This window comes from Amycolatopsis nalaikhensis (assembly GCF_030264295.1).
GTDB lineage: Bacteria > Actinomycetota > Actinomycetes > Mycobacteriales > Pseudonocardiaceae > Amycolatopsis > Amycolatopsis nalaikhensis.
This window is the reverse complement of the sequence record NZ_CP127173.1, coordinates 10,286,152-10,310,852: the sequence shown is the minus strand read 5'-3', so window position 1 is coordinate 10,310,852 and position 24,701 is coordinate 10,286,152. Positions and strand designations below refer to the sequence as shown.

The following is a 24,701-nucleotide window of genomic DNA, read 5'->3' as shown; positions in this document are numbered from 1 at the left end:
ATTCGGAGAATCTCTCCGGTTAAAGGCGAGGAGGCCGGGATGCCGGGTGCGGGCTCGGAGCGTCCGATGCGCGCGGACGCCAAGCGCAACTACGAGCGCATCGTCGCGACGGCGAAGGACCTCTTCACCGCGCACGGCGCCGACGTACCGCTGGACGACGTCGCCAAGAAGGCCGGCGTCGGCGCGGGCACCCTCTACCGGCACTTCCCGACGCGGGAGAAGCTGTTCGAAGCGGTCTACCGCGACGAGATCGCGGTGCTCGCCGACCGCGCGTTCGAGCTGCACGACGAGCTGCCGCCGTGGGAGGCCCTCGAAGCGTGGCTGCTCGCGCAGGTGACCTGGGTCGTCGAGCGGCACAAGCTCGCGACGATCCTCAAGGAGTCGATCGACTCCGGCTCGGAGACGTTCCAGTACTGCCAGAAGCGGCTGCGCGAGGCGACCGGCCTGCTGGTCGAGACGGCGCAGGACGCGGGACTGGTCCGGCCGGACGTCGTCGGCGCCGACGTCCTCCGGCTGGGGCACGGCGCGGGGATGGCCGTGCGCAACTGCAGCCAGGAGGACGGCAAGCGGGTGCTGGCCGTGATCCTGGACGGCCTGCGCGCGTGACGCAGGCCGTCCGGGTGATCAGCTGCCGATCCCGGTGAGGGACCGGACCTCCATCTCGGCGTGCTTGTCCGCGTCCGCCTTCGGCTTGCCGACGAGGGTGCCGACGAAGCCGCAGAGGAACGAGAACGGGATCGACACCAGGCCCGGGTTCTTCAGCGGGAACCAGGCGAAGTCGATGCTCTTGAAGATCGAGTCCGGCGCGCCGGAGACGACCGGGGAGAACAGCACCAGCAGCAGGCAGGCGATCAGGCCGCCGTAGATGCCCCACAGCGTGCCGGTCGTGTTGAACCGCTTCCAGAACAGCGAGTACAGCAGCGTCGACAGGTTCGCCGACGCCGCCACCGCGAACGCCAGCGCCACCAGGAACGCGATGTTCTGGCCGTTCGCCAGCACGCCGCCGATGATGGCCAGCGCCCCGACGACGATCGCGGTCAGCCGCGCCACCCGGACCTCGTCGGCCGGTTCCGCCTTGCCGTGCTTGAAGATGTTCGCGTAGACGTCGTGGGCGAACGAGGCCGACGCGGTGATCGTCAGCCCGGCCACCACGGCGAGGATCGTCGCGAAGGCCACCGCGGCGATGATGCCGAGCAGCAGCGTCCCGCCCACGTGCAGGGCCAGCAGCGGTGCCGCCGAGTTCTCGCCGCCCGGCGCGCCCTTGATCTCGTCCGCGCCGACCAGCGCGGCCGCGCCGAAGCCGATCACCAGCGTGCACAGGTAGAACACGAACATGCACGCCGTCGCCCACACGACGCTTCGCCGCGCCTCGCGGGAGTTCGGCACCGTGTAGAAGCGCATCAGCACGTGCGGCAGCGCCGCCGCGCCGAGGACCAGCGCCAGCGCCAGCGACACGAAGTCGAGCTTGGTGGTGTCGTTCTTGCCGTACGAGCCGCCCGGCTCGAGGAGCTTGTCGCCGAGCGGGCTCTTCTCGGCCGCCGAGGAGAGCAGGTTCGAGAACGAGAAGCCGAACTTGCCGAACAGGAACACCGTGAGCAGCGCGCCGCACAGCAGCAGGATGGTCGCCTTGATGATCTGCACCCACGTGGTGCCCTTCATCCCGCCGACCAGCACGTACAGCACCATGACCAGGCCGACGACGCCGATCACCAGCGCCTGGCCGAGCTTGGAGTGCACGTTGAGCAGCAGGGCGACCAGGCCGCCGGCGCCCGCCATCTGCGCCAGCATGTAGAAGAAGGAGACGACCAGCGTCGACGTCGCCGCCGCCGCGCGGACCGGGCGCTGCTTCATCCGGAAGCTCAGCACGTCGCCCATCGTGAACCGGCCGGTGTTGCGCAGCAGCTCGGCGATCAGCAGCAGGTCGACGAGCCAGGCGACGAGGAAGCCGATGGAGTATAGGAAGCCGTCGTACCCGTGGATCGCGATGGCGCCGGCGATGCCGAGGAACGAGGCCGCGGACAGGAAGTCGCCGGAGAGGGCGATGCCGTTCTGGCGGCCGGTGAACGCGCTGCCGGCGGCGTAGTAGTCGGCCGTCGAGGAGTTCCGGGAGCTGGCCCGGTAGACGACGTAGAGCGTGATCGCCACGAAGAGGGCGAACACCGCGGTGTTGACGATCGGGTCGCTGGCGGGTGCGCCGCTTTCGGCGAGCGCGGTCATCGGCGCGGCCCGTCCGGCAGGCCCGCGCGGGCCCGCAGCTCGGCGACCGCCGGGTCGATCCGGCGCCGCGCGTAGCGCAGGTACAGCCAGGTGACCAGCGCCGTGCTGGCGAACTGCCCGATGCCGAGCACGATGCCGACGTTGACCTGCCCGAACACCTTGCGGCTCATGAAGTCGTGCGCGTACGCGGCGAGCAGCACGTAGGTCATGTACCAGGCGAAGAAGGCGAAGCTCATCGGGAAGACGAACGCCCGGAACCGGCGGCGCAGCGCGGCGAACTCGCGGCTGGCCTGGATCCCGGTGTAGTCGGGACCCGTGCGGGGGACGGGGTGGCGGTGCTGGGCGCCGGACGGGCGGTCCCCGGTGAACAGGGCCGGCATCTGGCCGGTCTCTTCGAGGGGGTTGCCCGCCGCGGGACGCGCGACGTCGTACATGGTGCCTCCGGGCAGGGTGCCTCCGTGGTGGCGGGCCCGATGCGCCTGCTGCGGCAGTGCGCCGGGCCGCCCTTGCGGACTGCGAGGCGAACATCGTAACTACTCCGTCCGGCGGAGTCGGCGGGCGGCCGGTCGTCCGGGTGCCCCGGAACGCGCGGTATTCGGTTTCCCGTCGAAAGTGTCGAATGCGGGTTTCGCCAGAAGATCACGGGCAGATCACCCGTAATGATGAGAAGAATTGTGACGCGATGTCGCCGCGTTCGGCCGGGCACTGCGGCGAACGAGTTAATACTGCCGGACGTGCGTGATCGTCCGTCACGCGGGGTGACCGAAGTGGGTCCGGGTAAGGCGGGTGAGGGTCCTCCGGGTGCGGGCGTGGCGGCGAAGATCCACTGGTCAGCACCGGGTCTCGAAAGAAATCACCAGGTCGGGGCACGGTTGAGGAGAACGCCACAACATCGGGCACATCTTGAGACTTGACCCACCCGATGGGGGTACAGAGTGTAGATCGTCCGAGGGATAGAGTTGGCCTGTGTGGTCTAATCGGGTGACGGCTGGATGGTCCGCGACACCGCGTCCGGTAACCGGAATTCCCTCTTCGGGGGCGCCGGGGCGCAATGTCGGTGTCCCATCCCGCTTCCGAAACCACTTTTCGCAGGTCAGCGACCGAACGGGGAACAGAATTGACCGACCCGGCTCCGGGGGTACGATTCTTTGGCCCAGCTGACCGCAGCGATCGATTGGCACCGATAAAGTTGATCTCGACGACCGTGCAGAACGCAAGTTGCGCCGTGCACGTGCAGAGTCCCGGGCACGGGACGGCGGGACGGTGCCTGCCCGGCGACGGGCGCGCGGACGGCGGGGCTGCCGGGGACGGGCGAGGGCGCCGGGGAAACGGCAGGGCGGGGACGACGCGATCGTCGTCCGGCCCGTCGCGAACCGGGACGCCGCGCCGCCGACGCGGATCCATGACGCCGGACAGGGAGTCACTTACGTGACCGTTGCAGGAGAAGGTCAGGTGCCCGTCGGGGAACTGCTCGGCCGAGCACCCCGGCGGTCGAAGGGGAAGGACGCGTGGCGAGCCCTCGTGCGGTGGCGCGACTGGAGCCTGCCCGTCAAGCTTTCGGCCGTCACCGTCGTGCCCATCGTCCTCGCGCTGGTGCTCGGCATCGCCACGATCGCCGCGCAGGTCGACCGTTCGGACGAGTACCAGCGGCTCGACCGGCTCGTCGCGCTCGGCGGCCAGACACGCGCGCTTACCGGCGCGCTGCAGCAGGAGCGCACGGTCACCGCGGCGATGCTCACCGAGGGCACCGTCGGCGGCACTCCCGAGCTGGCCGCGGCCCGCAAGGCGACGGACGCCGCGGTCGAACCCTTCACCGCGGCGCAGTCCCGCGCGGCCGAGGCCGAGCCCGGCGTGGCCGGTGCCGCCGGCGCCGCCACCGCGCAGGTCGGCAACCTCGGCTTCCTCCGCCGCCAGGTCGACGGCGGCCAGCTCGACCCGGCGCAGGCCGTCACCGCCTACTCCGGCATCACCGGATCCCTGATCAGCCTCGACACCGCGGCCACCGCGGGCGCGGGCGACGGCACCCTCGGCGGCACGCCGGCCGGGCTGCACGAGCTGCTCGTCGCCGGCGAGCAGGTGTCGCTGAGCCGGGCGATGGTGTCCTACGGCATCGCGCGCGGATCGCTGACCCCGAGCGAGCTGGCCACCCTCCGCGCCGCCGAACTGCGGCTGGCCGACCGGCTCATCGACTTCCGCTCCGCGGCGGGCGACACGTTGCAGCGCGACTTCGCCGCGATCGCCGAGGGCACGCAGGCGCAGAGCCGGGCCCGGATGGTCGAGTCCGTGCTGAACGCGCAGGGCGACAAGGTGGACGACGCCTTCCGCGCGCTGTCCGCCGCCGACTGGAACGCCGCGTCGGCGGCGATGCGGACGCAGATCGGCCAGGTCGCCGACCGGCTCGGCGCGTCGGCGTCGACCACCTCGACGCAGCTGGTCGACGAGGCCAGCAGCGGCGCGGGCCTGCTCGCGGTGCTGCTGTTCGCCGCGATGGTGCTGGCCGTCGCGGTCGTCTTCCTCATCACCCGCCAGCTGCTGCGTTCGCTGAAGGTGTTGCGGCGCAGCGCTCTCGACGTCGCCGAGACGGCGCTGCCCGAGGCGGTCCGCAACATCCAGGAGGGCCGCGCGCAGGGCACGGCCGTCGTCCCGGTGCCGGTGCGGACCGACGACGAGGTCGGCGAAGTGGCGCGCGCCTTCGACAAGGTGCACCACCAGGCGCTGCGGCTGGCGACCGAGCAGGCCGCGATGCGCACCGGCTACGGCAGCGTGTTCGTCAACCTGTCGCGGCGCAGCCAGAGCCTGGTGCAGCGGCAGCTGCAGCTGATCGAGCAGCTCGAGCGGGACGAGGAGGACGCCGACCAGCTGGCGACGCTGTTCCAGCTCGACCACCTCGCGACCCGGATGCGGCGCAACAACGAGAACCTGATGGTGCTCTCGGGCGCCGAGCCGGGGCGCCGGTCCGGGAAGCCGGTCGGCACCACCGACATGCTCCGCGCCGCCGTGTCGGAGATCGAGCAGTACCAGCGCGTCCAGGTGCAGCCGCCGCCCCCGGCCCGGATCGTCGGGTACGCGGCGAGCGACCTGATGCGCCTGGTCGCCGAGCTGCTGGACAACGCGACGGCGTTCTCCGCGCCGGAGACGTCGGTGACAGTGGCCTCGCGCCTCGGCGAAGACGGCTCGCTGAACATCGACATCCTCGACAAGGGCATCGGCATGAACGAGGCCGAGGTCGCCGAGGCGAACACCCGGCTGACCGAGGCCGGCTCGGTCGACCTGGCGACGTCGCGCCGGATGGGCCTGTTCGTCGTCGGGCGGCTGGCCAGCAGGCACCGGATCGGGGTGTCGCTGCACGGCGGCAAGGACATCGTCGGCGTCCGCGCCACGGTGGTGGTGCCGGCGGAGCTGGTGATGCCGGTGACCGACGGCCCGCTGACCGGCCCGATCGGCGCGCCCCAGCAGCACCCGACGAGCCCCGCGGCGGGCAACCAGCTGCCGCGCCGCCAGGTCAACGGCACGTCCCGCCCGCGCCCGGTGGTCCCGTCGCAGCCGGCGATGGGGGAGGAGCGCTGGCCGTCGGCGAGCGACCTGGCCGGGTTGTCGAACGGCCACGGCCCGGCCGCCCCGCGCCCGCCGTCGGACCTGGAGATCTCCGGGACGGCGCTGTTCGCCCCGATCCCGAAGGACGACGACGCCCCGCCGCCGCGCCCGACGTTGCCGCCGGTGCCCGCGGTGCTCCCGGTGCCGCAGCCCCCTCGCGCGGGGGACCTGCCGTCCGGCAAGGACCTGTTCTCCGCCAACGAAACGACGTTGAGCGACTGGTGGCGCGAGGCGACGGCGACCCCGCCCGCCCCGGCCCCGAAGCCGGAGCCGGCGCCGGACCGGTCGGAGACGACGCCGATCTTCGACGAGATGCTGTCGGCGTGGTTCCGCGAGGACAAGCCCGCGGCCGCGCCCGCGGAGGAGGAGAAGAAGCCCGAGCCGGAAGCCGCGGAGAAGCCGGCCGCCGAGCCGCGCAGCTGGGACTTCGCGAGCGACGAGAACTTCCGCACGGTCCAGGCGCGCTCGAAGGCAGAGCCGACGGCGTTCACCGAGGCCGGGCTCCCGCGCCGCCGCCGCGGCGAGCAGCTGATGCCGGGCAGCGCGACCCCGAACCCGCCGGCCCCGGCCACCCCGGCGGCGGCCCCGGCCCGCCCGGAGCTCCCGGTCCGCGACCCGGCGGACGTCCGCGGCCGGCTGAGCAGCTTCCAGCAGGGCGTGAACCGAGGCCGCAAGCAGGCCCGCCAAGCGGCGGCGAGTGCGCAGGGGACTCCGGAGACGGCTGGACAGCAGCTGCCCCAGCGAGGTCAGCAGACTTCGGCGGGTGCGAACGGCCTGCCGCAGCGGGGACAGCAGCCTCCGGCCGAGGGCGGCCCGCAGGCCACGCCTGCTTCCCCGCAGCCGAGCCGGCAGGCCGACGCGGCGGACCCGCAGGCGAACGGCCTGCCCCAGCGGGGCCAGCAGGCTCCGGCGGCGGGCGCCCAGGCGAATGGCCTGGCCCAGGCGGGCCAGCAGTCCCCGGCGGGCGCGCAGTCCACGGGCCTCCCGCAGCCGGGCCAGCAGTCCGTGGCAGGCGCGCAGGCGAATGGTCTGCCCCAGCGGGACCAGCAAACCCCGGCGGCGGACCCGCAGGCGAACGTGCTGCCCCAGCCGGGCCAGCAAGCCCCCGCGGCAGGCGCGCAGGCGAACGGGCTCAACCACCAGGCCCCCGAGCCGGGCACCCGGCAACCCGCCGCCCTCGCCGGTTCCCAGCCCGACGCCGTCCCGCCGAGCCAGGAAGCCCAGGACTCCGGGCAGCGGCAGGGGTCGGTCTTCGAGGAGTCCGGCCGTCCCGCCGCGCCGCCCGCGTCGCTGCCCAGCCGGAAGCCCGCCGCGCCGGAAACTCCTGCTCCGCGCCACGAAGAGTCCGTTGTCGAGGCCACCGCCGAATGGAACTTCGGGACCGATGAAGGCTGGCGGGCCGTGCAAGCGGTGTCCCAGTCGGCACCCGCCACCTTCACTTCGGCAGGATTGCCCCGGCGCCGTCGGGGGGAGCAACTGCTCCCCGGCAGCGCCGGACCGCCCACCGGGGCCACGGCCCCCCGACCACAACGCGACGCACACGACGTGCGCGGCCGCCTGCGCAGCTTCCAGCAGGGCATCGAGCGCGGGCGCCACCGCACCGCTCGGGCGACCGAGAGCAACCACGAGACACTGGAGGGTGAATGACCTCGCCGAGTAGCGCTCAGCCGACGCAGAATCAGTTCGGCTGGCTGGTCAACGACTTCGCGGAGCGGGTGCCCGGTGTGGCGCACGCCGTGGTCGTCTCGGCGGACGGCCTGCTGCTGACCGCGTCGAACCGGCTGCCGCTCGACCGGGCCGACCAGCTCGCCGCGGTCGCCTCCGGCCTGGTCAGCCTCACCCAGGGCGCCGCCCGGTGCTTCGAGGCGGGCGCGGTCAACGAGACCGTCGTGGAGATGGAGCTGGGCATCATGGTGCTGATGTCGATCAGCGACGGCTCCTGCCTCGCGGTGCTCGCCGCCCCCAACTGCGACATCGGCCAGGTCGCCTACGAGATGACGATGCTCGTCGACCGGGTCGGCCAGATCCTGACCCCGGAGCTGCGCGCCCAGCTCCAGGGCTCTGGGGGGTCGCTGATCGGCGAACCGGTGGGATGATGGCGCGATGAGCACGGGGTCCGGATCTTTCGGTGAGCCACCGGAGGCGGGGAGCAACGCCTCCACTCCAGGGGACGACGGCACGTTCGCCGACGTCCTCAACGGGTTCACCCTGGATTCCGGCCGTGCCCGCCGGAAGCGCAAGAAGAGCAAGGAGTCCCCGCCACCCCCGGCCGCCGGTGCGCACGCGGCCGCGGATCCGCCGGCGCCAGCGCCGTCGGCCGACCAAGGAGATCATGTGACCTCTTTAGTCTCTCCACCCGGCAGTACCGACGGGGACAGCCCCAGACCGGGTGGCCTGTTCGACCCCGGGCCGCCCAGTGGCGAGTTCGTCATGCCCGCGGTGTTCGAGCAGCCGCCCGCGCCCGAGGAGCTGACGGCGATCGTCCGGCCCTACGCGCTGACCGGCGGGCGCACCCGGGCCAATTACGCCCTGGAGCTGGAGACGCTGATCTCCGCGAAGGACTACGCTGCCACCGGTGGCTTCCCCGAGGTGGCCGCGGAGCAGATCGAGTGCATCTCGATCATGGAAGAGTGCCGGACCCCCCGTTCGGTCGCCGAGATCGTGTCGGCACTGCGGGTACCGCTGGGGGTGGCCCGGGTGCTGATCAGCGACGCGGCCGACGCGGGGCTGGTCACGGTGCACAAGACGATATCGGGCAATGACGGCGCCGAGGCACATCTGGTGTTGATGGAAAGGGTTTTGAGTGGACTCCGTCGGCTTTAAGGCACCGCGGGACACCGCGCCCCCGACCATGACATCCGCCAAGATCGTGGTGGCTGGCGGTTTCGGTGCGGGGAAGACGACCTTCGTCGGGTCGGTGTCGGAGATCGTGCCGCTCACCACCGAGGCGATGATGACCGACGCCAGTGTCGGCGTCGACAACCTCGACCACACGCCGGGCAAGTCGACGACGACCGTCGCGATGGACTTCGGCCGGGTGTCGCTGGACGCGGACCTGATCCTCTACCTGTTCGGCACGCCCGGGCAGCAGCGGTTCTGGTTCATGTGGGACGACCTCGTCCGCGGCGCGATCGGCGCCGTCGTGCTGGCCGACACGCGGCGGCTGGCCGACTCGTTCGCCCCGATCGACTTCTTCGAGGACCGGGGGCTGCCGTACATCGTCGGCATCAACACGTTCGACGGCGTACTGGAGCACGACATCAACGACGTCCGCGAGGCGCTGTCGATCGACCCGAACATCCCGATCGTCCGCTGCGACGCCCGGGACCGCGAGTCGACGAAGCAGACGCTGATCACGTTGGTCGAGTACGCGATGCGGCAGTGGATCGCGCTCCGGGCGGCCAAGGCCCGCTGACGCCGTCCGGGCCCGGGGAGCACCCCGGGCCCGGCGCCGTTCACTTGCGCCGCAGGCGCAGCAGCACGACCTGGCCGTCGTAGACGCGCGATTCGACGAGCTCGAGGCCCAGTCGCGCGGTGCCTTCGGCGAACGGCCGCTTGGCGCCGCCGAGGACGACCGGGTGCACGAACACCAGGTACTCGTCGATCAGGCCGCGCGCGGTCAGCTCGGCGGCCAGCTCCGCGCCGCCCATGAGCAGCAGGTCCCGGCCCGGTTCGGCCTTCAGGGACGCCACGGTTTCATCGAGGTCGCCGCCGACGACGCGGGTGTTCCAGTCCGCCTTCTCCAGCGTCCGCGAGAACACGACCTTCGGCTTCTCGCGCCAGATCGGCGCGAACGCGATGTCGTGCGGGTGGTCCGAGATGGTCTCGGCGGACGGCCAGAACGCCGCCATCATGTCCCAGACCTTGCGCCCGTAGGCGAACTCGCCGCAGCGCTCGCTCATCTCGTGCGAGTGCTCGGACAGCTCGGGGCCCATCACCGGCCAGTCGAATTCGCCGTTCGGGCCCTCGACGCAGCCGTCGAGCGACGTGTGGACCATGTAGACGATTTCGCGCATTCCGTTCCTCCTGAGGTGGGTTCACCGGGAGGTCGGAGCCGGGGCCGCCGACCGGACACGGCGGCGGAAATTCTTCAGTATTCGTCGTGGCGGCGCCACCAGGAGCTGGGCGCGTCGTCGCCGCGGCTCTCCTCCTCCCACGCCTCCTGGCGGCCCAGCGGCGTGACGTCGAGGTAGCGGTGCGAGGCGAGGAACATCTCGCCGCCGCGGCCGGAGGTGAAGTAGGTGCGGTAGACGGCGTCGCCGTCGCGCAGGAACACACTCACCCCGAAGCCCCTGCCGACGCCGCAGTCGTCGGGGAAGGTGGTGCCGTGCGCGGACACCCACGGGACGTCCCACCCCATGCGCTTCCGGTACCGCTCGATCTCGGGCGGCGTCGCGGGCGCGACGACCTTGAGCGTGACGTCGCGGGCGTGCAGGTGCGCCAGGTGCGGGAGGTTGTCGACGACGAGCGAGCAGCCGGGGCAGCCGGCGTCGTCGCCCGGGTGCAGCATGAAGTGGTAGACGATCAGCTGGCGGCGGCCGTCGAACAGGTCCACCAGCGAGACCGGCCCGTCCGGGCTCTCGAACGTGTACTCGCCGAAGCGGACCATCGGCAGCCGCCGTCGCTCGGCGGCGAGGTGGTCACCGGCCTTCATGTGCGCCTTCTCCTTGACGAGCAGCGCGTCGCGCTCGGCTCGCCATTCTTCCGGGGACACGATCCGGGGCAGGGTCATCGCGGTTCCTTTCCGTGGAGGTGCCCGGCCAGGCGCGCGAAGCACTCGGTCCAGCCGGTGTGGTGGCCGTCGCGGTCCTCGGTGGTGGGGAACCCGCGCTGGGTGAACGTCATCTCGGTCTTGCCGCCGACGTCGGCGAAGCCGATGCTCACGAGCGTCTCCGCCCGCAGGTCGCCTTCGGTCTCCCAGACGAAGCCGAAGACGATCCGCGAGGGCGGGTCGAGCTCGCGGTAGACGCCGCGCATCCAGTGCTCTTCGCCGTCGGGCGAGGTGATGCACGCCCGCCAGAGACCGCCGGGCCGGGCGTCGACGGTCACCGCGGACCCGGTGAACCCGCGCGGGCCGAGCCAGCACGCCAGCTGGTCGGGGTCGGTCCAGGCGGCGTAGACGAGCTCGCGCGGCGCGTCGAACAGCCGGGTGATGGTCAGCTCAGGCATCGCCGGTCAGCTTCCTCAGGTGCTCCTCGAGGCGGTCGAAGCCGTCGTCCCAGAAGCGCCGGTAGGCCGCGACCCAGTCGGCGACGTCTTCGAGGGGCTTCGCTTCCAGGCGGCAGGGCCGCCACTGGCGGGTGCGGCCGCGGGTGATCAGCCCGGCCTGTTCGAGCACCTTCAGGTGCCGCGACACCGCGGGCAGGCTCATCGGCAGCGGTTCGGCGAGCTCGTCGACCGTCGCTTCGCCCGCCGACAGCCGGGCGAGGATGGCCCGCCGGGTCGGGTCGGCGAGGGCGGCGAACGTGCGGCTCAACGTGTCAGTCATTTCACCAACCTGTTAATTAACGAACTCGTTAAACATAGCGCCGAACAGGGGTCTGTCAAGTTCTCCCGGATGGCCTGAGATCCGCATCACGAGTCCTCGGGTTTCCAATAGTAGGAAGCCAAAGTATTTTGGAGGGATGAGCAGCGAGCTGTACCGCCCCGTGCACCCCGTCCGGTTCGTCACCGCGTCGAGCCTCTTCGACGGCCACGACGCGTCGATCAACATCATGCGGCGGATCCTGCAGTCCCAGGGCGCCGAGGTCGTCCACCTCGGCCACAACCGGTCCGTCGACGAGGTGGCCACCGCGGCCATCGCCGAGGACGTCCAGGGTGTCGCCATCTCTGCTTACCAAGGCGGGCACGTCGAGTACTTCTCCTACCTGGTCGAGCTGCTGCGCGAGCGCGGCGCCGGCCACATCAAGGTCTTCGGCGGCGGGGGCGGGGTGATCGTGCGCGAGGAGATCGAGCTGCTGCACTCGCGCGGCGTCGCCCGCATCTTCTCGCCCGAGGACGGGTACGAGATGGGCCTGCCGGGCATGATCAACTTCATGATCAAGGCCTGCGACGTCGACCTCGCGGCCGAGGGCCCGGCGCTGGACAAGGTGCTCTCCGGCGACGTCGCCGCGCTCTCGCGGGTCATCACCCAGCTGCAGGCCGAGCGGCTCTCCGGCGACCTGCTGAGCGGTATCACCGAGGCCGCGGGCAAGCGCGAGGTCCCCGTGCTCGGCATCACCGGCACCGGCGGTTCGGGCAAGTCGTCGCTCACCGACGAGCTGATCCGCCGCTTCCGCCTCGACCAGGAGGACAAGCTGCGGATCGCGGTGCTCGCCGTCGACCCGTCGCGGCGCAAGGGCGGCGGTGCGCTGCTCGGCGACCGCATCCGGATGAACTGCCTCGACGGCTCGCCCGTCTACTTCCGCTCGCTGGCCACCCGGACGACGTCCGGCGAGATCCCGTCCGGGCTCAGCGAGTCCATCCTGGCGTGCAAGGCCGCCGGGTTCGACCTGGTGATCGTCGAGACGCCGGGCATCGGCCAGGGCGACGCCGGGATCGTCGACTTCGTGGACGAGTCGCTGTACGTGATGACGCCGGAGTTCGGCGCCGCGTCGCAGCTGGAGAAGATCGACATGCTCGACTTCGCCGACGTCGTCGCGATCAACAAGTTCGAGCGCCGCGGCGCCGAGGACGCCCGCCGCGACGTCGCGCGCCAGCTGGTGCGCAACCGCGAGGCCTTCTCGTCGGCGCCCGAAGACATGCCGGTGTACGGCACGAGCGCGGCGAAGTTCAACGACGACGGCGTCACCGCGCTGTACCAGCACCTGCGCGGCATGCTGGCCGAGCGGGGCCTCGGCGTGTCCGCGGGAACGCTGCCGAAGGTCGAGGGCAAGGTCTCGACCGACGCGTCGACGATCATCCCGGGCAACCGGGCCCGCTACCTGGCCGAGATTTCGGAGACGGTGCGCGGCTACCACGCGAAGACCGAACAGCAGGTCGCCGCGGTCCGCAAGCGCGACGCACTGGCGCTCGCCCGCGAAGAACTGTCCAAGGTGGACGCCTCGACCGACGCGCTGGACGGCCTGCTCGCCGCGGCCGAGTCCGATGTGGACGGCGAGTCGACAAAACTCCTCGAGCGGTTCCAGGCGCTGGCGGAGGAGTACCGGCAGGACGAGCTGGTCGTCAAGATCCGCGACAAGGAGCTGCGCACGCAGCTGTGGCGCGACACGCTGTCCGGCAACCGGATCCCGCGCGTCGCCCTGCCGCGCTACGCCGAGTCCGGTGAGCTGCTTTCGTTCCTGCGCCGCGAAAACCTGCCGGGCTACTTCCCGTACACGGCCGGGGTTTTCCCGTTCAAGCGCGAGGGGGAGGACCCGGCGCGGATGTTCGCGGGCGAGGGCGACCCGTTCCGCACCAACCGCCGGTTCAAGCTGCTGTCGGCCGACTCGGAGGCGAAGCGGCTCTCGACCGCGTTCGACTCGGTCACGCTGTACGGCCACGACCCCGACACGCGCCCGGACATCTACGGCAAGGTCGGCACGTCGGGCGTGTCCATCGCGACGCTCGACGACATGAAGGTCCTCTACGACGGCTTCGACCTGACCGCGCCGAACACGTCGGTGTCGATGACGATCAACGGCCCCGCGCCGACGATCCTGGCGTTCTTCCTCAACACCGCGATCGACCAGAAGGTCGACGCGTTCCGGGCCGAGCACGGCCGGGAGCCGTCGGAGGCCGAGGCCGCCGAGATCCGCGAAACGGTGCTGAAGAACGTGCGCGGCACGGTGCAGGCCGACATCCTCAAGGAGGACCAGGGCCAGAACACCTGCATCTTCTCCACCGAGTTCAGCCTCCGGATGATGGCCGACATCCAGGAGTGGTTCATCGAGCACGGCGTCCGGAACTTCTACTCGGTGTCGATCTCGGGCTACCACATCGCCGAGGCCGGGGCGAACCCGATCTCGCAGCTGGCGTTCACGCTGTCCAACGGCTTCACCTACGTCGAGTCGTACCTGGCGCGCGGCATGGACATCGACGACTTCGCGCCGAACCTGTCGTTCTTCTTCTCCAACGGCATGGACGCGGAGTACTCGGTGCTCGGCCGGGTGGCGCGGCGGATCTGGGCCGTGGCGATGCGCGAGCGCTACGGCGCGAACGAGCGGTCGCAGAAGCTCAAGTACCACGTGCAGACGTCCGGGCGGTCGCTGCACGCGCAGGAGATGAGCTTCAACGACATCCGCACGACGCTGCAGGCGCTGTGCGCGCTCTACGACAACGCGAACTCCTTGCACACCAACGCGTTCGACGAGGCGATCACGACGCCGTCGGAGTCGTCGGTGCGCCGCGCGATGGCCATCCAGATGATCATCAACAAGGAGTGGGGCCTGTCGAAGAACGAGAACCCGCTGCAGGGCTCGTTCGTCATCGACGAGCTGACCGACCTGGTCGAGGAGGCCGTGCTGGCCGAGTTCGACCGGATTTCCGAGCGCGGCGGCGTGCTCGGCGCGATGGAGACGGGCTACCAGCGCGGCAAGATCCAGGACGAGTCCATCCTGTACGAGCGCAAGAAGCACGACGGCTCGCTGCCGATCATCGGCGTCAACACGTTCCGCAACCCGCGCGAGGGCGAGGACGACGTCGAGGTCGAGCTGGCGCGGGCGACAGAGGCCGAGAAGCAGTCCCAGCTGGACCGGCTGGCGGACTTCCAGCACCGCCACCACGAGGAGGCCCAGCAGGCGCTGAAGACGCTGCGCGAAGCGGCCACCCGCGGCGGCAACCTGTTCGGGGTGCTGATGGACGCCGCCCGGGTGTGCTCGCTGGGCCAGATCACGGAGGCGTTCTTCGAGGTCGGCGGCCAGTACCGCCGCAACGTCTGACTCCCCGCGGTCGTGAGTGTTTAGGGCGGTTCTAACCGCCCTAAACACTCACGACGGGGTCAGCGGCGGGTGGCCTTCAGCCGCCAGACCGGGACCAGGACCCGCCCGTCCTCGTCCGTGTCCAGCCGGCCCATCTGGGCCGGGTCCTGGTCCAGGATCGCCCGGACGCTCTGCCGCAGCTCCTCCGGCGTCATCGACGTCGTGTAGAGCGTGGGTTCGAGCGTCTCGATCGCCCAGTCCTTCCCGACCGTCTCGCGCAGGTTGGCCTCGCTGATCAGGTACGGCGCCGGGAAGGCGTCCGGCACCTCGGGGGAGAAGGCGAACAGGTGCAGCGTCGCGCCCGGCCGCGTCGCCCGGGTCAGCGCCGCGACGTACTGGCGCCGCTGCTCCTCGTCCAGGCAGTGGTAGAGCGCGCTGTCGAGCACCGTGTCGAACCGGCCTTCGTAGCCCTCGAGCTTCGTCGCGTCCGCGACGGCGAACTCGATGTCCAGCCCCTTTTCCGCGGCTCGCGCACGGGCCTGCTCGATCGCCGACGGCGCGCCGTCCAAGCCCGTCACGTGCAGGCCGCGCGAGGCGAGGAACGCGGAGTTGTCGCCGAGACCGCAACCGATGTCGAGCACGTCACCGGTGAACTCGCCGGCGTCGGCGAGCGCGACGACCGACGGCTGCGGGGCGCCGAGGTCCCACGGCATCTTGCGGCCCATCGGCGTCGCGCCCTGGTACAGCTCTTCGAAGTCCACGTCCTGGACGTCCATCACTGACCCCCTTATTCAACGGATGATGAGATGCTTCCATCGTGCACCCCCTGTCAACCCGGTGGTAGTGGTGGAGGCATGAAATTCGGGATCTCGACGTTCGTGACCGACGAAGGCATCCGGCCGGACGTGCTGGGCGCCGCGCTGGAAGAGCGCGGCTTCGATTCGCTGTGGCTGGCCGAGCATTCGCACATCCCGGTGAGCCGCGAGAGCCCGTACCCGGGCGGCGGCGACCTGCCGCGCGTGTACTACCGCACGCTCGACCCGTTCGTGGCGCTCAGCGCCGCGGCCGTGGCGACGTCGGAGCTGCTTCTCGGCACCGGGATCGCGTTGCTGCCCCAGCGCGACCTGATCCACACGGCCAAGGAGGTCGCGTCGCTGGACCTGATCTCCGACGGCCGGATGCAGTTCGGCGTCGGCGTCGGCTGGAACCGCGAGGAGATGCGCAACCACGGCACCGACCCGAAGACCCGCGGCGCGCTGATCGACGAGCAGCTGGCCGCGCTCAAGGAGATCTGGACGAAGGACGAGGCCGAGTTCCACGGCAAGCACGTCGACTTCGACCCGATCTTCGCCTGGCCCAAGCCGGTGCACAAGCCGCATCCGCCGATCTACATCGGCGGCGAGAGCGAAGCCGCGTTGAACCGGCTCGCCCGCTACGGCGACGGCTGGCTGCTACGCGGCTTCACGCGTTACGAGGAGGCGCAACGCGTTCGCCGCTGGCTGGCCGACCAGGGGCGGGAAGACGTGGAATTCGCGGTCTTCGGCGGCGACACGCGGCCGAAGGTGATCGACGGATTCCGCGAGGCGGGCGTCGAGCGGTACACGTTCCTGCTGGACACGCTGCCGGAAGCGGAGACGCTCAAGGCGCTCGACGACCTGGCTGAGCTGGCCGCCGCGCACCGCTGACCCCAAGCGCCCCAATGGGGTTGTTTCATCGTGGTTTGTGCTGGTCAGGTCGGGTTGGTGGTGTGTGGTAATGCTCAGGCCGGGTCTGGCCGGGCGGCGTCGCGGATGCTCTGCTCGTGCTGGGTCAGCACGAGCAGAGCCCGCAGCAATGTGGTGGCGTGGCGGGTGTCGAGGCGGAGCTTGCCCAGGATCCGCCAGGCCTTGAGGGCGGCGAAGCCGCCCTCCACCGCGCACCGCATCGCCGCGAACACGGCGTTCGCCTGCTTCTGGGCCTTGCTCAACGGCCGCCGGGTCTCGGCCTTGTAGGGAGTGAGCACGACGTGTTCACATGCTCCGCCGCAGGTGTCGCAGGCTGAGCTGTCGCGGACGTCTTTGTGCCAGCCGTGGAAGCCCTTGTCCCCGGCCGGGGACAAGCCATAGGTGTGCAGGCGTTCCCGGATCCGTAACCGGCGAGCGGCGGTGATGTCGGCGGTCTTGCCCGGCAACGCCGCCGACACCCACAGCAACCGGCCGTTTTCGTCGGTCAAGGCGAGCACGACCAGCCCGTGGTGTTTGTGTTTGCCGTTGTAGTTGGCCCGGTTCGCTTTTCCGGTGCGGCGGCGGGTCCGGATCAGGGTGCCGTCCACCAGCACCACCTCCGCACCCCGGGCGGCCTGGCGACGCAAGACCCGGTTCAGGCGGGTGGCGCGGGCGGCGAGCAGGGTGATCGCTTCCAGCACCCATCGCCGCACCGTGGACGCCGATACGCCCATACCGCCGCCGAGGTGAGCCAAGCGCTGGTCGTCACGCAGCACGGCGAGCACCACGAGTGCCTGGTCGGCGGGACCGGCTTTGCGCCAGCGCGAACGCAGCCGACGCCGATGGGTGCGGATCAGCCCGGCCAGCATCTGCAGGGTCGACTGCGAGAGCGGAAGGACAACCTGGTAGGAAATGGGCTCGAAGCCCTCGGCGGGTTGTTGACTCACATCTCGATCTTGCCGAGGGCTTCACCCGTCTCCAGGGCCGCCACGCCGGGTCCCGACCCCACTCCCTTGCCACCACAGACAACCACCCACCACCCAGCGCCCCGACCAGCCACAACCAGGATGAAACAACCCCAATGTGGCCTTCGGTGCGTGAGACGCACCCAAGGCGGCCTTCGGTGCGTGAGACGCACCCAAGGCCGCCTTGGGGCGCTTGTCACTTGTCCAGGAGCAGGTGAACGGAGAGTTCCAGGCGGTTGGCGACGTCGGCGGCCGAGGCGCGGCGGGTCACCCACGCCACCAGGTTGGCCATCCAGACGTCCGCGACGACGTGGAAGATGTCGCGGTCGGCCTCGGTCGGCTCGGTGATGCCCATCGCCTGGGCGAACATGTCCTCCATCAGGCGCCCGACCTGCTCGACCTCGGCGGCCGCGGAGGTGTCGGCGAACATGAACGCCCGCACCATCGCCTCGGTCAGGTGCGGGTCGCGCTGCATCAGCCGGGTGTTGCGGCCGAGGACGAACATCAGCCGCTCGGCGGGCGTCTCGCCGGGGATGGCCTGGCGTTCGAGCTTCTCCTGCGCCCGCTCGAACTCGCGCGCCAGCCCGGACACGAGCAGGTGGATCTTCGACGGGAAGTACCGGTAGAGCGTGCCGAGTGCGACGTCGGCCTTCTCGGCGACGGCCCGCATCTGGACGGCGTCGTAGCCGCCCTTCGAAGCCAGCGCGAGGGTCGCGTCGATGATCCGGCGGCGCCGGTCGCGCTGGGCGGCCGAGCCGAGCTCGTCGGCGCCGATCGCGCTCAGGCCGTTACCGCGTGCCTTCGCCGGCGCTTTGGCCTTGCCGGGCATCGGCATTCCCCCGTCCTTCGGAACTTGTTCCAGTTCTCGACGTAGAGTACCTGTCCTGGCGAAACGTTCAACCACCGACCCACTGGCCGAAAAACTGTAACACGTTCTACACTCGCGAGTAGCGTCACCTACCGCGAGGAGGGCCCATGCCGGTCGCGCTCACCGAGGAACAGGCCGCGCTGGCCGAGGCGATCCACGCCTGGTCCGCCGCGCACCACCCGCGAGAGGCGGTGCGCGCGGCGGAAACCGGCCCCGGAGCGGGGATTCCGGCGGGCTTCGCCGAGCTGGGCCTTTTCGGCGTCGCCCTGCCAGCCGTGGCCGGAGGCGCCGACGGAACCGTCGCCGACCTCGCCGCCGGACTCGCCGCGGCGGCGGAAGAACTCGTTCCCGGACCGGTGCTCGGCACCGCGCTCGCCGGGCTGCTGCTCGCGGAAATCCCCCAGGTGAAGGAGCTGCTCGCGGCGCTCGCCGAAGGAGAAGCCACCGTCGCGGTCCTGCTCGACGCGCCGTCCCTCGACGACGGCGTCACCGGGCCGGTCCCCGGCGCCGACACCGGGACCTGGCTGCTCGTGCCGGTCGAGGGCGGGCACGTCCTGCTCGCGCCGGGCACGCCGGGCGTCACGGTCGAGCCCCTGGAAGCGTTCGACTTCTCGCGCCCGCTGGCCCGCATCCGGTTCTCCGGCGTCCGCGCCGACGTCCTCACGCTGCCCCCGGTGTCGCCACTGGCGGCGACCCTGGCCGCGGCGGAGGCGGCGGGCGTGGCGCGGCGGTGCCTGACGATCGCCGTCGAGTACGCCAAGGTCCGCGAGCAGTTCGGGCAGCCGATCGGTGCGTTCCAAGCCGTCAAGCACCTGTGCGCCGAGATGCTGTGCCGCGCCGAAGCGGCCGAAGCGCTGGCCTGGGACGCGGCGTCCGGGCAGCACCCGCTGTCGGTGGCCAGCGCGGCCGTCGTCGCGCTCGACGCGGCGGTCGCCAACGCGAAGGACTGCGTCCAGGTCCTCGGCGGGATCGGGTTCACCTGGGAGCACGACGCGCACCTCTACCTGCGGCGTGCCGTGGCGCTGCGGCAGTGGCTCGGCGGGACGTGGCGGCGTGAGGCGGCTTCGCTCGCGCTGGCGGGAACGGAGCGCACGTTGAGCGTCGACGTCGGCGACGACGCCGCCTTGCGTGATGAGGTGGCGAAGATCGCGGCACTGCCTCTCGACGAACAGCGCGTCGCCCTGGCGGACGCGGGCCTGCTGACACCACACTGGCCCGCGCCCTACGGCCGGGGCGCCGACGCCGCCGGGCAGCTGCGGATCGACGCCGCGCTCGCCGCGGCCGGGGTCCGCCGTCCCGACCTGGTGATCGGCGCGTGGGCGGTCCCGACGATCCTCGAGCACGGCAGCGACGAGCAGCGCGCCCGGTTCGCCCGGCCCACCCTGCGCGGGGAGATCACCTGGTGCCAGCTGTTCAGCGAGCCCGGCGCGGGGTCCGACCTGGCCGCGCTGCGGACGGCCGCCCGCCGCGTCGACGGCGGCTGGCGGCTGACCGGGCAGAAGGTGTGGACGTCGCTCGCCCGCGAAGCCGACTGGGGGATCTGCCTCGCCCGCACCGACCCGGACGTGCCCAAGCACAAGGGCATCACGTACTTCCTGGTCGACATGCGCGCCGAGGGCATCACGACGCGGCCGTTGCGCGAGATCACCGGCGAAGCGGTGTTCAACGAGGTGTTCCTCGACGACGTGTTCGTGCCGGACGCCGACGTCGTCGGGACGCCGGGCGGCGGCTGGCGGCTGGCGCGCACGACGCTGGCCAACGAGCGCGTCGCGATCGGCGGCGGGTCCGCGGTGGGGGAGAGCGTCCAGTCGCTGGTGTCCACAGTGGACGCCTCGGCGCTCGACGACGTCGCCCTGGACCGGCTCGGTGCGCTCGTGGCGTGGGGCGTGGCGGGTTCCGTGCTCGACCTGCGGGCGGCGCTGAAGCGCCTCGGCGGGCAGGACCCGGGCGCGGAGTCGAGCGTGCGGAAGCTCTTGGGCGTGCAGCACCGCCAGGACGTCGCGGAGTTCGCGCTGGAGCTGGCGGGAAGCGGGGCGCTGCTCGCTGGCGGCCCGGCGCAGCACGAGTTCCTGCTGACCCGCTGCCTGTCGATCGCGGGCGGCACGACGCAGGTGCTGCGGTCCCTGACGGCGGAGCGGTTGCTGGGCTTGCCCCGCGGCTGACGAGTTGCGTCGTGAAACGGCGCGAAAGGACCGTTCGCGCCGCCGAGGGCAAAACTGTCGGGGTCGTGTTCTAGCGTTGCGGGCGTGGAGTTCAGCGCAGGCACCCAGGCCACCTACCTTCCCGCGGATCCCCCGCGGGAGGGCGTGCTGGCGTTGTGGGGCGAAGACGTGGCGGGCGGGACCACGATCGAGCTCGCGCTGCCCCGGGGCGCGAAGTTCGCGCGCACGAAGGTCGACGCGGAGCTCGTCCCGCTGGAGCGGGCCCTCCCGCGGCTGCTGGCGGTGGGGGAGGAGGCGAGCCCGGCCGTCGCGGCGTGGTCGGCGGCGATCAACGCGGGGGTGAACCTCGTCGCGCGCGGCCGGCTGCGGCCGGCGGTCTCCCCGGCCGGCGCGGCGGCCTGGCGGATCGGCCCGCTGGACTCCGCCGACGAGGAGCTGCTGCGGGGACTGGCCGGCGCGTTGCCACCGGAGGCGTACGCGCTGCCGTTGACGGGGCTGAAACGCATCCGCCTGCACTCACCTGACTCCCTGGTGCGCGCGTTGTGGGACGCGACGGCGGATTTGCTGGCCCGCAGCCCGGCGGCCCCGGTCGGCGTCGGCGACCCGGCGTTCGCGGCGCGCGAACCGGCGTTGCTCGGCCCGGACGCCGCGGCCTGGCTGGCCGAGCTGGAGGCCCGCGAACCCCGTGGCGTGCAGGTGCTGCTGCGGGTCGAGGGGGACGACACGTTCACCGGGGTCCTGGCGGTGCGCAGCATCGCGGAGCCGAGCCTGGTGGTGGAGGCGGCGACGCTGTGGGACGCACCGGACGCGGTGCTGAGCCGCCTCGGCGACCAGGTGGAGACGCAGCTGCTGCTGGGCCTGCGCCGCGGGGCGCGGGCGTGGGCGCCGTTGGGCCGGGTGCTGGCCGAGCCGGCACCGGCGTCACTGGCGCTGTCGGACGACGAGGTCGTCGACCTGCTCACCGACGGAGCCCGCGAGCTGGGCGGCGCGGGCATCGAGGTGCTGTGGTCGAAGGGGTTGTTCGCGGGCGAGGTGAAGGCGAAGGCGAGCGCGACCCAGGCCCCGGCGAGCGTGACGGGACCGGAGTTCGCGTTGCGGAGCCTGCTGGAGTTCCGCTGGCAGCTCAGCCTGGGCGGCGAGCAGCTGACGGAGGCGGAGGTAGCGGCCCTGGCCGAAGCGAAGCGGCCGTTGGTGCGGTTGCGCGGGCAGTGGGTGCGGGTGGATCCGCAGCTGCTGGCGAGGGTCCGCGGCCGGACGCGCAAGCTCGAGGCGGGCGAGGCACTGGCGGCGGCGCTGACGGGCGAGCTGGAGCTGGACGGCGAGCGGGTCGAGTTCGCGGCCCCGCCGGTGCTGGGCGGGCTGGTGTCCCGCCTCCGCGACCGGGAGGGGGCCGAGGTCGGGCCACCGCCGGGGTTGCGGGCGACGTTGCGGCCGTACCAGCAGGCGGGGTTGGCGTGGCTGGCGACGATGACGGGGCTGGGGCTGGGCGCGTGCCTGGCCGATGACATGGGGCTGGGCAAGACGATCCAGCTGATCGCGCTCCACCTGCACCGACGCGAACTGGCGCGGCGTGGTGTCGGCGAGCCGACGGGTGGCGCGGGCCTGCCTGGCGGCGCGGAGTTCTCGCGCCTCAGCGCGCCGCGGACCGGAGGCGAGGGCCTGCCCGCCGCAGCGACCCGCGCCGAGTCTGCGGCCGCTGCTGTCGAGCCGCGGTTCGCCGCATCGACCGGCGAGCCCTGGCCTGGCGCCGAGGGCCCGCCCGCCGCCGATCGTGCCGTGAGCGGCGCCGAGCCCGCGGCTGCTGGTGTCGAGCCGCAACTCGCCGCATCGACCGGCGAGCCCTTGCCCGGCGCCACCGGTCCCGCGGTGGGCGGCGTCGCACCCGCGCCCGGCGCCGAGGCCGCGCCCGCCGCCGTCCCACCGACCACCGGCGGCCCTACCCTGGTCCTCTGCCCCACGTCCCTCCTCGGCAACTGGGAGCGCGAGTTCGCCCGCTTCGCCCCGCACATCCCCGTCCGCCGGTTCCACGGCGGCGGCCGCCACCTCGACGACCTCGCCCCCGACGAGGTCGTCCTCGCCACCTACGGCGTCCTCCGCCGCGATCGCGAGACCCTGTCCGAAGTGGACTGGGGCCTGGTCGCCGCGGACGAGGCGCAGCACGTCAAGAATCCCCTCTCCGCCACCGCCAAGGAACTCCGCAAAATCCCCGCCCAGGCGAAGGTGGCCCTCACCGGCACGCCCGTCGAAAACCGGCTCACCGAGCTGTGGTCCATTGTGGACTGGACGACCCCCGGCCTGCTCGGCCCGCTCGACCGCTTCCGCCGCACCGTGGCGCGGCCGATCGAACGCGACCGGGACAAGGCCGTCACCGAACGGCTCGCCGCCACCGTCCGGCCGTTCCTGCTGCGGCGCCGCAAGAGCGATCCCGACATCGCCCCCGAGCTGCCGCGCAAGACCGAGACCGACCGGTTCGTCCCGCTCACCGCCGAGCAGACCACCCTCTACGAAGCCGTCGTGCGGGAAAACCTCGCCGAAATCCGCGAAACGCAGGGCATCAAGCGACGCGGGCAGGTGCTGCAGCTGCTCACCGAGCTCAAGCAGATCTGCAACCACCCGGCGCAGTTCCTCAAGGAACCGCACGGCGCGCTCACCGGCCGGTCCGGCAAGCTCGCGGCCTTCGAAGAACTCCTGGACGTCATCCTCGACGAGGGCGAGAGCGTGCTCGTCTTCAGCCAGTACGTCCAGCTCTGCCGCCTGCTCGAACGACGTCTCACCGAGCGCGGCCTGCCGACCGAACTGCTCTCGGGCGACAGCTCGCCGTCGAAACGGCAGGACATGGTCGACCGGTTCCAGGCCGGGGAGATCCCCGTGTTCCTGCTGTCGCTGAAGGCCGGTGGCGTCGGGCTCAACCTGACCCGCGCCACCCACGTCATCCACTACGACCGCTGGTGGAACCCGGCCGTCGAGGACCAGGCCACCGACCGCGCGTACCGGATCGGGCAGGACCGGCCCGTCCAGGTGCACCGGCTCATCGCCGAAGGCACCCTGGAAGAGCGGATCGCGCAGGTGCTGGAAAAGAAGCGCGGGCTCGCCGAGTCGATCGTCGGCGCGGGGGAGGACTGGATCACCGAGCTGTCCGACGACGAGCTCGCCGACCTGGTCCGGCTCGGGAGCGGGTGATGCCACCGAGGCGGAACTTCGGCACGACGTGGTGGGGCCGCGCCTGGGTCGACGCGCTGGAGCAGCGCGCGAAGCTCGACCCGAACCGGCTGCCGCGCGGGCGGACGTACGCGCGCAAGGGCACGGTCAGCGAGCTGCACTTCGGCGCCGGGGAGATGACGGCGCGGGTGCGCGGCAGCCGTCCGACGCCGTACAAGGTGACCATCACGATGCGCACCTTCACCGACGGCGAGTGGGACACCCTGCTGGGCGTCGTCGGCACGCAGCTGGGCCACGTGGCGGCCCTCCTCGACGGCGAGCTGCCGGCCGCGCTCGCCGAGCAGGCGCGCGAGGCGGGCGCGGACCTGCTGCCGGGCCCGGGCGACCTGCGGCCGAGGTGCTCGTGCCCGGACTCGGCGAACCCGTGCAAGCACGTCGCCGCGGTGTACTACCTGGTCGCCGACGAGGTCGACCGCGACCCGTTCACGCTGTTCCTGCTGCGCGGCCGCCCCCGCGCGGACGTCCTGGCCGAGCTCCGCGCCCGCCGCACGCCGACGCGCGGCGAGCGGCCGAAGCTCCCGAAGCGGTCCGACGAAGGCCTGTCGCCGAAGGCTGCCTACGCGCGGCGGCCGGGCGCGATCCCGCCCCTGCCGCCTCCGCCGCGGATCCCGGGGCCTCCGGCGGTGCTGGACCTGGACCCGCCGCCGGGCACGGGCTGGACGGCCGCGGCGCTGTCGGGGTTGGCCGCGGACGCGGCATCGCTGGCCCGCGACCTGCTGGTCGGCGGCGTGACGGCGGCGGAGCTGACGTTCGAGGAGGACCTGGCCCGCCGCGCGGCCGGGCGCACGTCCGCGGAGATCACCACCCTGGCCGCGGCCGCCGGACTGTCACCCCGTGATCTGACCCGCTGGGCCGAGGCCTGGCGCGAAGCCGGTCGCGGCGGCTTGGCCGCGTTGCGGGAGAGCTGGCAGCCGGGGCCGGGCCCGCTGGCGGAGGCCGAGGCGATCCTGGCCGAGGCAGGCCTCCCGGGACGGCCGCGAGTGTGGCGAAACCGCCTCACGCAAGGGGAGTTGCAGCTGCGCTACGGCCGTGACGCGCGTTGGTACCGCTTCATCCGGTCCGGCACGGAGTGGCGCCTGGACGGCCCACCCTCGGCAAGCCCGGTCGACCTGGCCTACTGACCGGCGGCCAGCGCC

The 24,701-nt window shown here is 71.9% G+C and carries 19 protein-coding genes; 10 read left to right on the top strand and 9 right to left on the bottom strand.

Annotation, left to right across the window (positions count from 1 at the left end; translation table 11 throughout):
* The first annotated feature begins 39 nt into the window (after window positions 1–39).
* On the top strand, window positions 40–606 hold the full coding sequence (locus tag QP939_RS50010; RefSeq protein WP_285454015.1) for a TetR/AcrR family transcriptional regulator: 567 nt from the start codon (window positions 40–42) through the stop codon (window positions 604–606).
* An 18-nt stretch (window positions 607–624) separates the two neighbouring features.
* Here the strand turns inward: QP939_RS50010 and QP939_RS50005 are convergent, their stop codons facing one another.
* Together QP939_RS50005 and QP939_RS50000 are read right to left on the bottom strand one after the other, a co-directional pair.
* The gene (locus QP939_RS50005) at window positions 625–2,217 is read right to left on the bottom strand and encodes a monocarboxylic acid transporter (RefSeq protein WP_285454013.1); all 1,593 of its coding nucleotides are present in this window, start codon (window positions 2,215–2,217) and stop codon (window positions 625–627) included.
* The gene (locus QP939_RS50000) at window positions 2,214–2,651 is read right to left on the bottom strand and encodes a DUF485 domain-containing protein (RefSeq protein WP_285454012.1); all 438 of its coding nucleotides are present in this window, start codon (window positions 2,649–2,651) and stop codon (window positions 2,214–2,216) included. Before QP939_RS50000 ends, QP939_RS50005 begins: the two co-directional genes overlap by 4 nt.
* Window positions 2,652–3,669: 1,018 nt before the next feature.
* On the opposite strand from QP939_RS50000, the gene QP939_RS49995 reads away from it, so the two are divergent.
* From QP939_RS49995 to QP939_RS49980, 4 genes are read left to right on the top strand one after another with little or no spacing between them, the layout of a single operon-like run.
* Entirely contained in the window at window positions 3,670–7,458 is a 3,789-nt protein-coding gene (locus QP939_RS49995; protein WP_285460030.1) for a sensor histidine kinase, read from the top strand.
* On the top strand, window positions 7,455–7,907 hold the full coding sequence (locus QP939_RS49990) for a roadblock/LC7 domain-containing protein (protein ID WP_004561253.1): 453 nt from the start codon (window positions 7,455–7,457) through the stop codon (window positions 7,905–7,907). The genes QP939_RS49995 and QP939_RS49990 overlap by 4 nt, the downstream gene beginning before the upstream one ends.
* Before the next feature lie 7 nt (window positions 7,908–7,914).
* Window positions 7,915–8,634: a DUF742 domain-containing protein gene (locus QP939_RS49985; RefSeq protein WP_285454007.1), complete on the top strand. Its 720-nt coding sequence runs from the start codon at window positions 7,915–7,917 to the stop codon at window positions 8,632–8,634.
* Between the two features lie 28 nt (window positions 8,635–8,662).
* Window positions 8,663–9,226 (top strand): GTP-binding protein, encoded by a 564-nt coding sequence (locus QP939_RS49980; protein ID WP_285454006.1) that lies wholly within the window; start codon window positions 8,663–8,665, stop codon window positions 9,224–9,226.
* Between the two features lie 40 nt (window positions 9,227–9,266).
* Here the strand turns inward: QP939_RS49980 and QP939_RS49975 are convergent, their stop codons facing one another.
* The 4 genes from QP939_RS49975 to QP939_RS49960 form a co-directional block, all read right to left on the bottom strand.
* Entirely contained in the window at window positions 9,267–9,827 is a 561-nt protein-coding gene (locus tag QP939_RS49975; protein WP_285454004.1) for a dihydrofolate reductase family protein, read from the bottom strand.
* Window positions 9,828–9,901: 74 nt separating this feature from the next.
* Entirely contained in the window at window positions 9,902–10,543 is a 642-nt protein-coding gene (locus tag QP939_RS49970) for a DUF899 domain-containing protein (RefSeq protein WP_285454003.1), read from the bottom strand.
* Window positions 10,540–10,980 (bottom strand): SRPBCC family protein, encoded by a 441-nt coding sequence (locus QP939_RS49965; protein WP_285454002.1) that lies wholly within the window; start codon window positions 10,978–10,980, stop codon window positions 10,540–10,542. Before QP939_RS49965 ends, QP939_RS49970 begins: the two co-directional genes overlap by 4 nt.
* The gene (locus tag QP939_RS49960) at window positions 10,973–11,299 is read right to left on the bottom strand and encodes an ArsR/SmtB family transcription factor (RefSeq protein WP_285454001.1); all 327 of its coding nucleotides are present in this window, start codon (window positions 11,297–11,299) and stop codon (window positions 10,973–10,975) included. Before QP939_RS49960 ends, QP939_RS49965 begins: the two co-directional genes overlap by 8 nt.
* Window positions 11,300–11,435: 136 nt before the next feature.
* Between QP939_RS49960 and icmF the strand changes: the two genes are divergently transcribed.
* Window positions 11,436–14,669 (top strand): fused isobutyryl-CoA mutase/GTPase IcmF, encoded by a 3,234-nt coding sequence (icmF, locus tag QP939_RS49955; protein WP_285454000.1) that lies wholly within the window; start codon window positions 11,436–11,438, stop codon window positions 14,667–14,669.
* Window positions 14,670–14,728: 59 nt separating this feature from the next.
* On the opposite strand, the gene QP939_RS49950 is transcribed toward icmF, so the two are convergent.
* Window positions 14,729–15,424 carry a class I SAM-dependent methyltransferase gene (locus tag QP939_RS49950; protein WP_285453999.1) on the bottom strand — a complete coding sequence of 232 codons (696 nt, stop codon included), beginning with the start codon at window positions 15,422–15,424 and terminating at the stop codon, window positions 14,729–14,731.
* A gap of 78 nt (window positions 15,425–15,502) precedes the next feature.
* Between QP939_RS49950 and QP939_RS49945 the strand changes: the two genes are divergently transcribed.
* The gene (locus QP939_RS49945; protein WP_285453998.1) at window positions 15,503–16,333 is read left to right on the top strand and encodes an LLM class F420-dependent oxidoreductase; all 831 of its coding nucleotides are present in this window, start codon (window positions 15,503–15,505) and stop codon (window positions 16,331–16,333) included.
* A gap of 74 nt (window positions 16,334–16,407) precedes the next feature.
* Here QP939_RS49945 and QP939_RS49940 read toward each other — a convergent pair whose 3' ends face one another.
* Window positions 16,408–17,298 (bottom strand): transposase family protein, encoded by an 891-nt coding sequence (locus QP939_RS49940; protein ID WP_285448834.1) that lies wholly within the window; start codon window positions 17,296–17,298, stop codon window positions 16,408–16,410.
* Between the two features lie 214 nt (window positions 17,299–17,512).
* Window positions 17,513–18,151: a cholesterol catabolism transcriptional regulator KstR gene (gene kstR, locus QP939_RS49935; RefSeq protein WP_285453997.1), complete on the bottom strand. Its 639-nt coding sequence runs from the start codon at window positions 18,149–18,151 to the stop codon at window positions 17,513–17,515.
* 140 nt (window positions 18,152–18,291) lie between these two features.
* Between kstR and QP939_RS49930 the strand changes: the two genes are divergently transcribed.
* The 3 genes from QP939_RS49930 (at window position 18,292) to QP939_RS49920 (ending at window position 24,686) form a co-directional block, all read left to right on the top strand.
* Complete coding sequence (locus QP939_RS49930) at window positions 18,292–20,346, top strand: acyl-CoA dehydrogenase family protein (RefSeq protein WP_285453996.1); 2,055 nt, start codon at window positions 18,292–18,294, stop codon at window positions 20,344–20,346.
* A gap of 84 nt (window positions 20,347–20,430) precedes the next feature.
* A complete protein-coding gene (locus QP939_RS49925; protein WP_285453995.1) occupies window positions 20,431–23,526 on the top strand; it encodes a DEAD/DEAH box helicase in 3,096 nt (1,031 codons plus the stop codon).
* Entirely contained in the window at window positions 23,526–24,686 is a 1,161-nt protein-coding gene (locus tag QP939_RS49920) for an SWIM zinc finger family protein (RefSeq protein ID WP_285453994.1), read from the top strand. The genes QP939_RS49925 and QP939_RS49920 overlap by 1 nt, the downstream gene beginning before the upstream one ends.
* The last annotated feature ends 15 nt before the right edge of the window (window positions 24,687–24,701 follow it).

What these genes read in the sequence shown, in the direction of transcription:
- QP939_RS49945 (WP_285453998.1), top strand. Translation starts at nt 15,503, where the DNA reads ATGAAATTCGGGATCTCGACGTTCGTGACCGACGAAGGCATCCGGCCG.
- QP939_RS49970 (WP_285454003.1), bottom strand. Translation starts at nt 10,543, where the DNA reads ATGACCCTGCCCCGGATCGTGTCCCCGGAAGAATGGCGAGCCGAGCGC.
- QP939_RS49980 (WP_285454006.1), top strand. Translation starts at nt 8,663, where the DNA reads ATGACATCCGCCAAGATCGTGGTGGCTGGCGGTTTCGGTGCGGGGAAG.
- QP939_RS49960 (WP_285454001.1), bottom strand. Translation starts at nt 11,299, where the DNA reads ATGACTGACACGTTGAGCCGCACGTTCGCCGCCCTCGCCGACCCGACC.
- QP939_RS50010 (WP_285454015.1), top strand. Translation starts at nt 40, where the DNA reads ATGCCGGGTGCGGGCTCGGAGCGTCCGATGCGCGCGGACGCCAAGCGC.
- kstR (WP_285453997.1), bottom strand. Translation starts at nt 18,151, where the DNA reads ATGCCGATGCCCGGCAAGGCCAAAGCGCCGGCGAAGGCACGCGGTAAC.
- QP939_RS49920 (WP_285453994.1), top strand. Translation starts at nt 23,526, where the DNA reads ATGCCACCGAGGCGGAACTTCGGCACGACGTGGTGGGGCCGCGCCTGG.
- QP939_RS49990 (WP_004561253.1), top strand. Translation starts at nt 7,455, where the DNA reads ATGACCTCGCCGAGTAGCGCTCAGCCGACGCAGAATCAGTTCGGCTGG.
- icmF (WP_285454000.1), top strand. Translation starts at nt 11,436, where the DNA reads ATGAGCAGCGAGCTGTACCGCCCCGTGCACCCCGTCCGGTTCGTCACC.
- QP939_RS49950 (WP_285453999.1), bottom strand. Translation starts at nt 15,424, where the DNA reads ATGGACGTCCAGGACGTGGACTTCGAAGAGCTGTACCAGGGCGCGACG.
- QP939_RS50000 (WP_285454012.1), bottom strand. Translation starts at nt 2,651, where the DNA reads ATGTACGACGTCGCGCGTCCCGCGGCGGGCAACCCCCTCGAAGAGACC.
- QP939_RS50005 (WP_285454013.1), bottom strand. Translation starts at nt 2,217, where the DNA reads ATGACCGCGCTCGCCGAAAGCGGCGCACCCGCCAGCGACCCGATCGTC.
- QP939_RS49975 (WP_285454004.1), bottom strand. Translation starts at nt 9,827, where the DNA reads ATGCGCGAAATCGTCTACATGGTCCACACGTCGCTCGACGGCTGCGTC.
- QP939_RS49965 (WP_285454002.1), bottom strand. Translation starts at nt 10,980, where the DNA reads ATGCCTGAGCTGACCATCACCCGGCTGTTCGACGCGCCGCGCGAGCTC.
- QP939_RS49985 (WP_285454007.1), top strand. Translation starts at nt 7,915, where the DNA reads ATGAGCACGGGGTCCGGATCTTTCGGTGAGCCACCGGAGGCGGGGAGC.
- QP939_RS49930 (WP_285453996.1), top strand. Translation starts at nt 18,292, where the DNA reads ATGCCGGTCGCGCTCACCGAGGAACAGGCCGCGCTGGCCGAGGCGATC.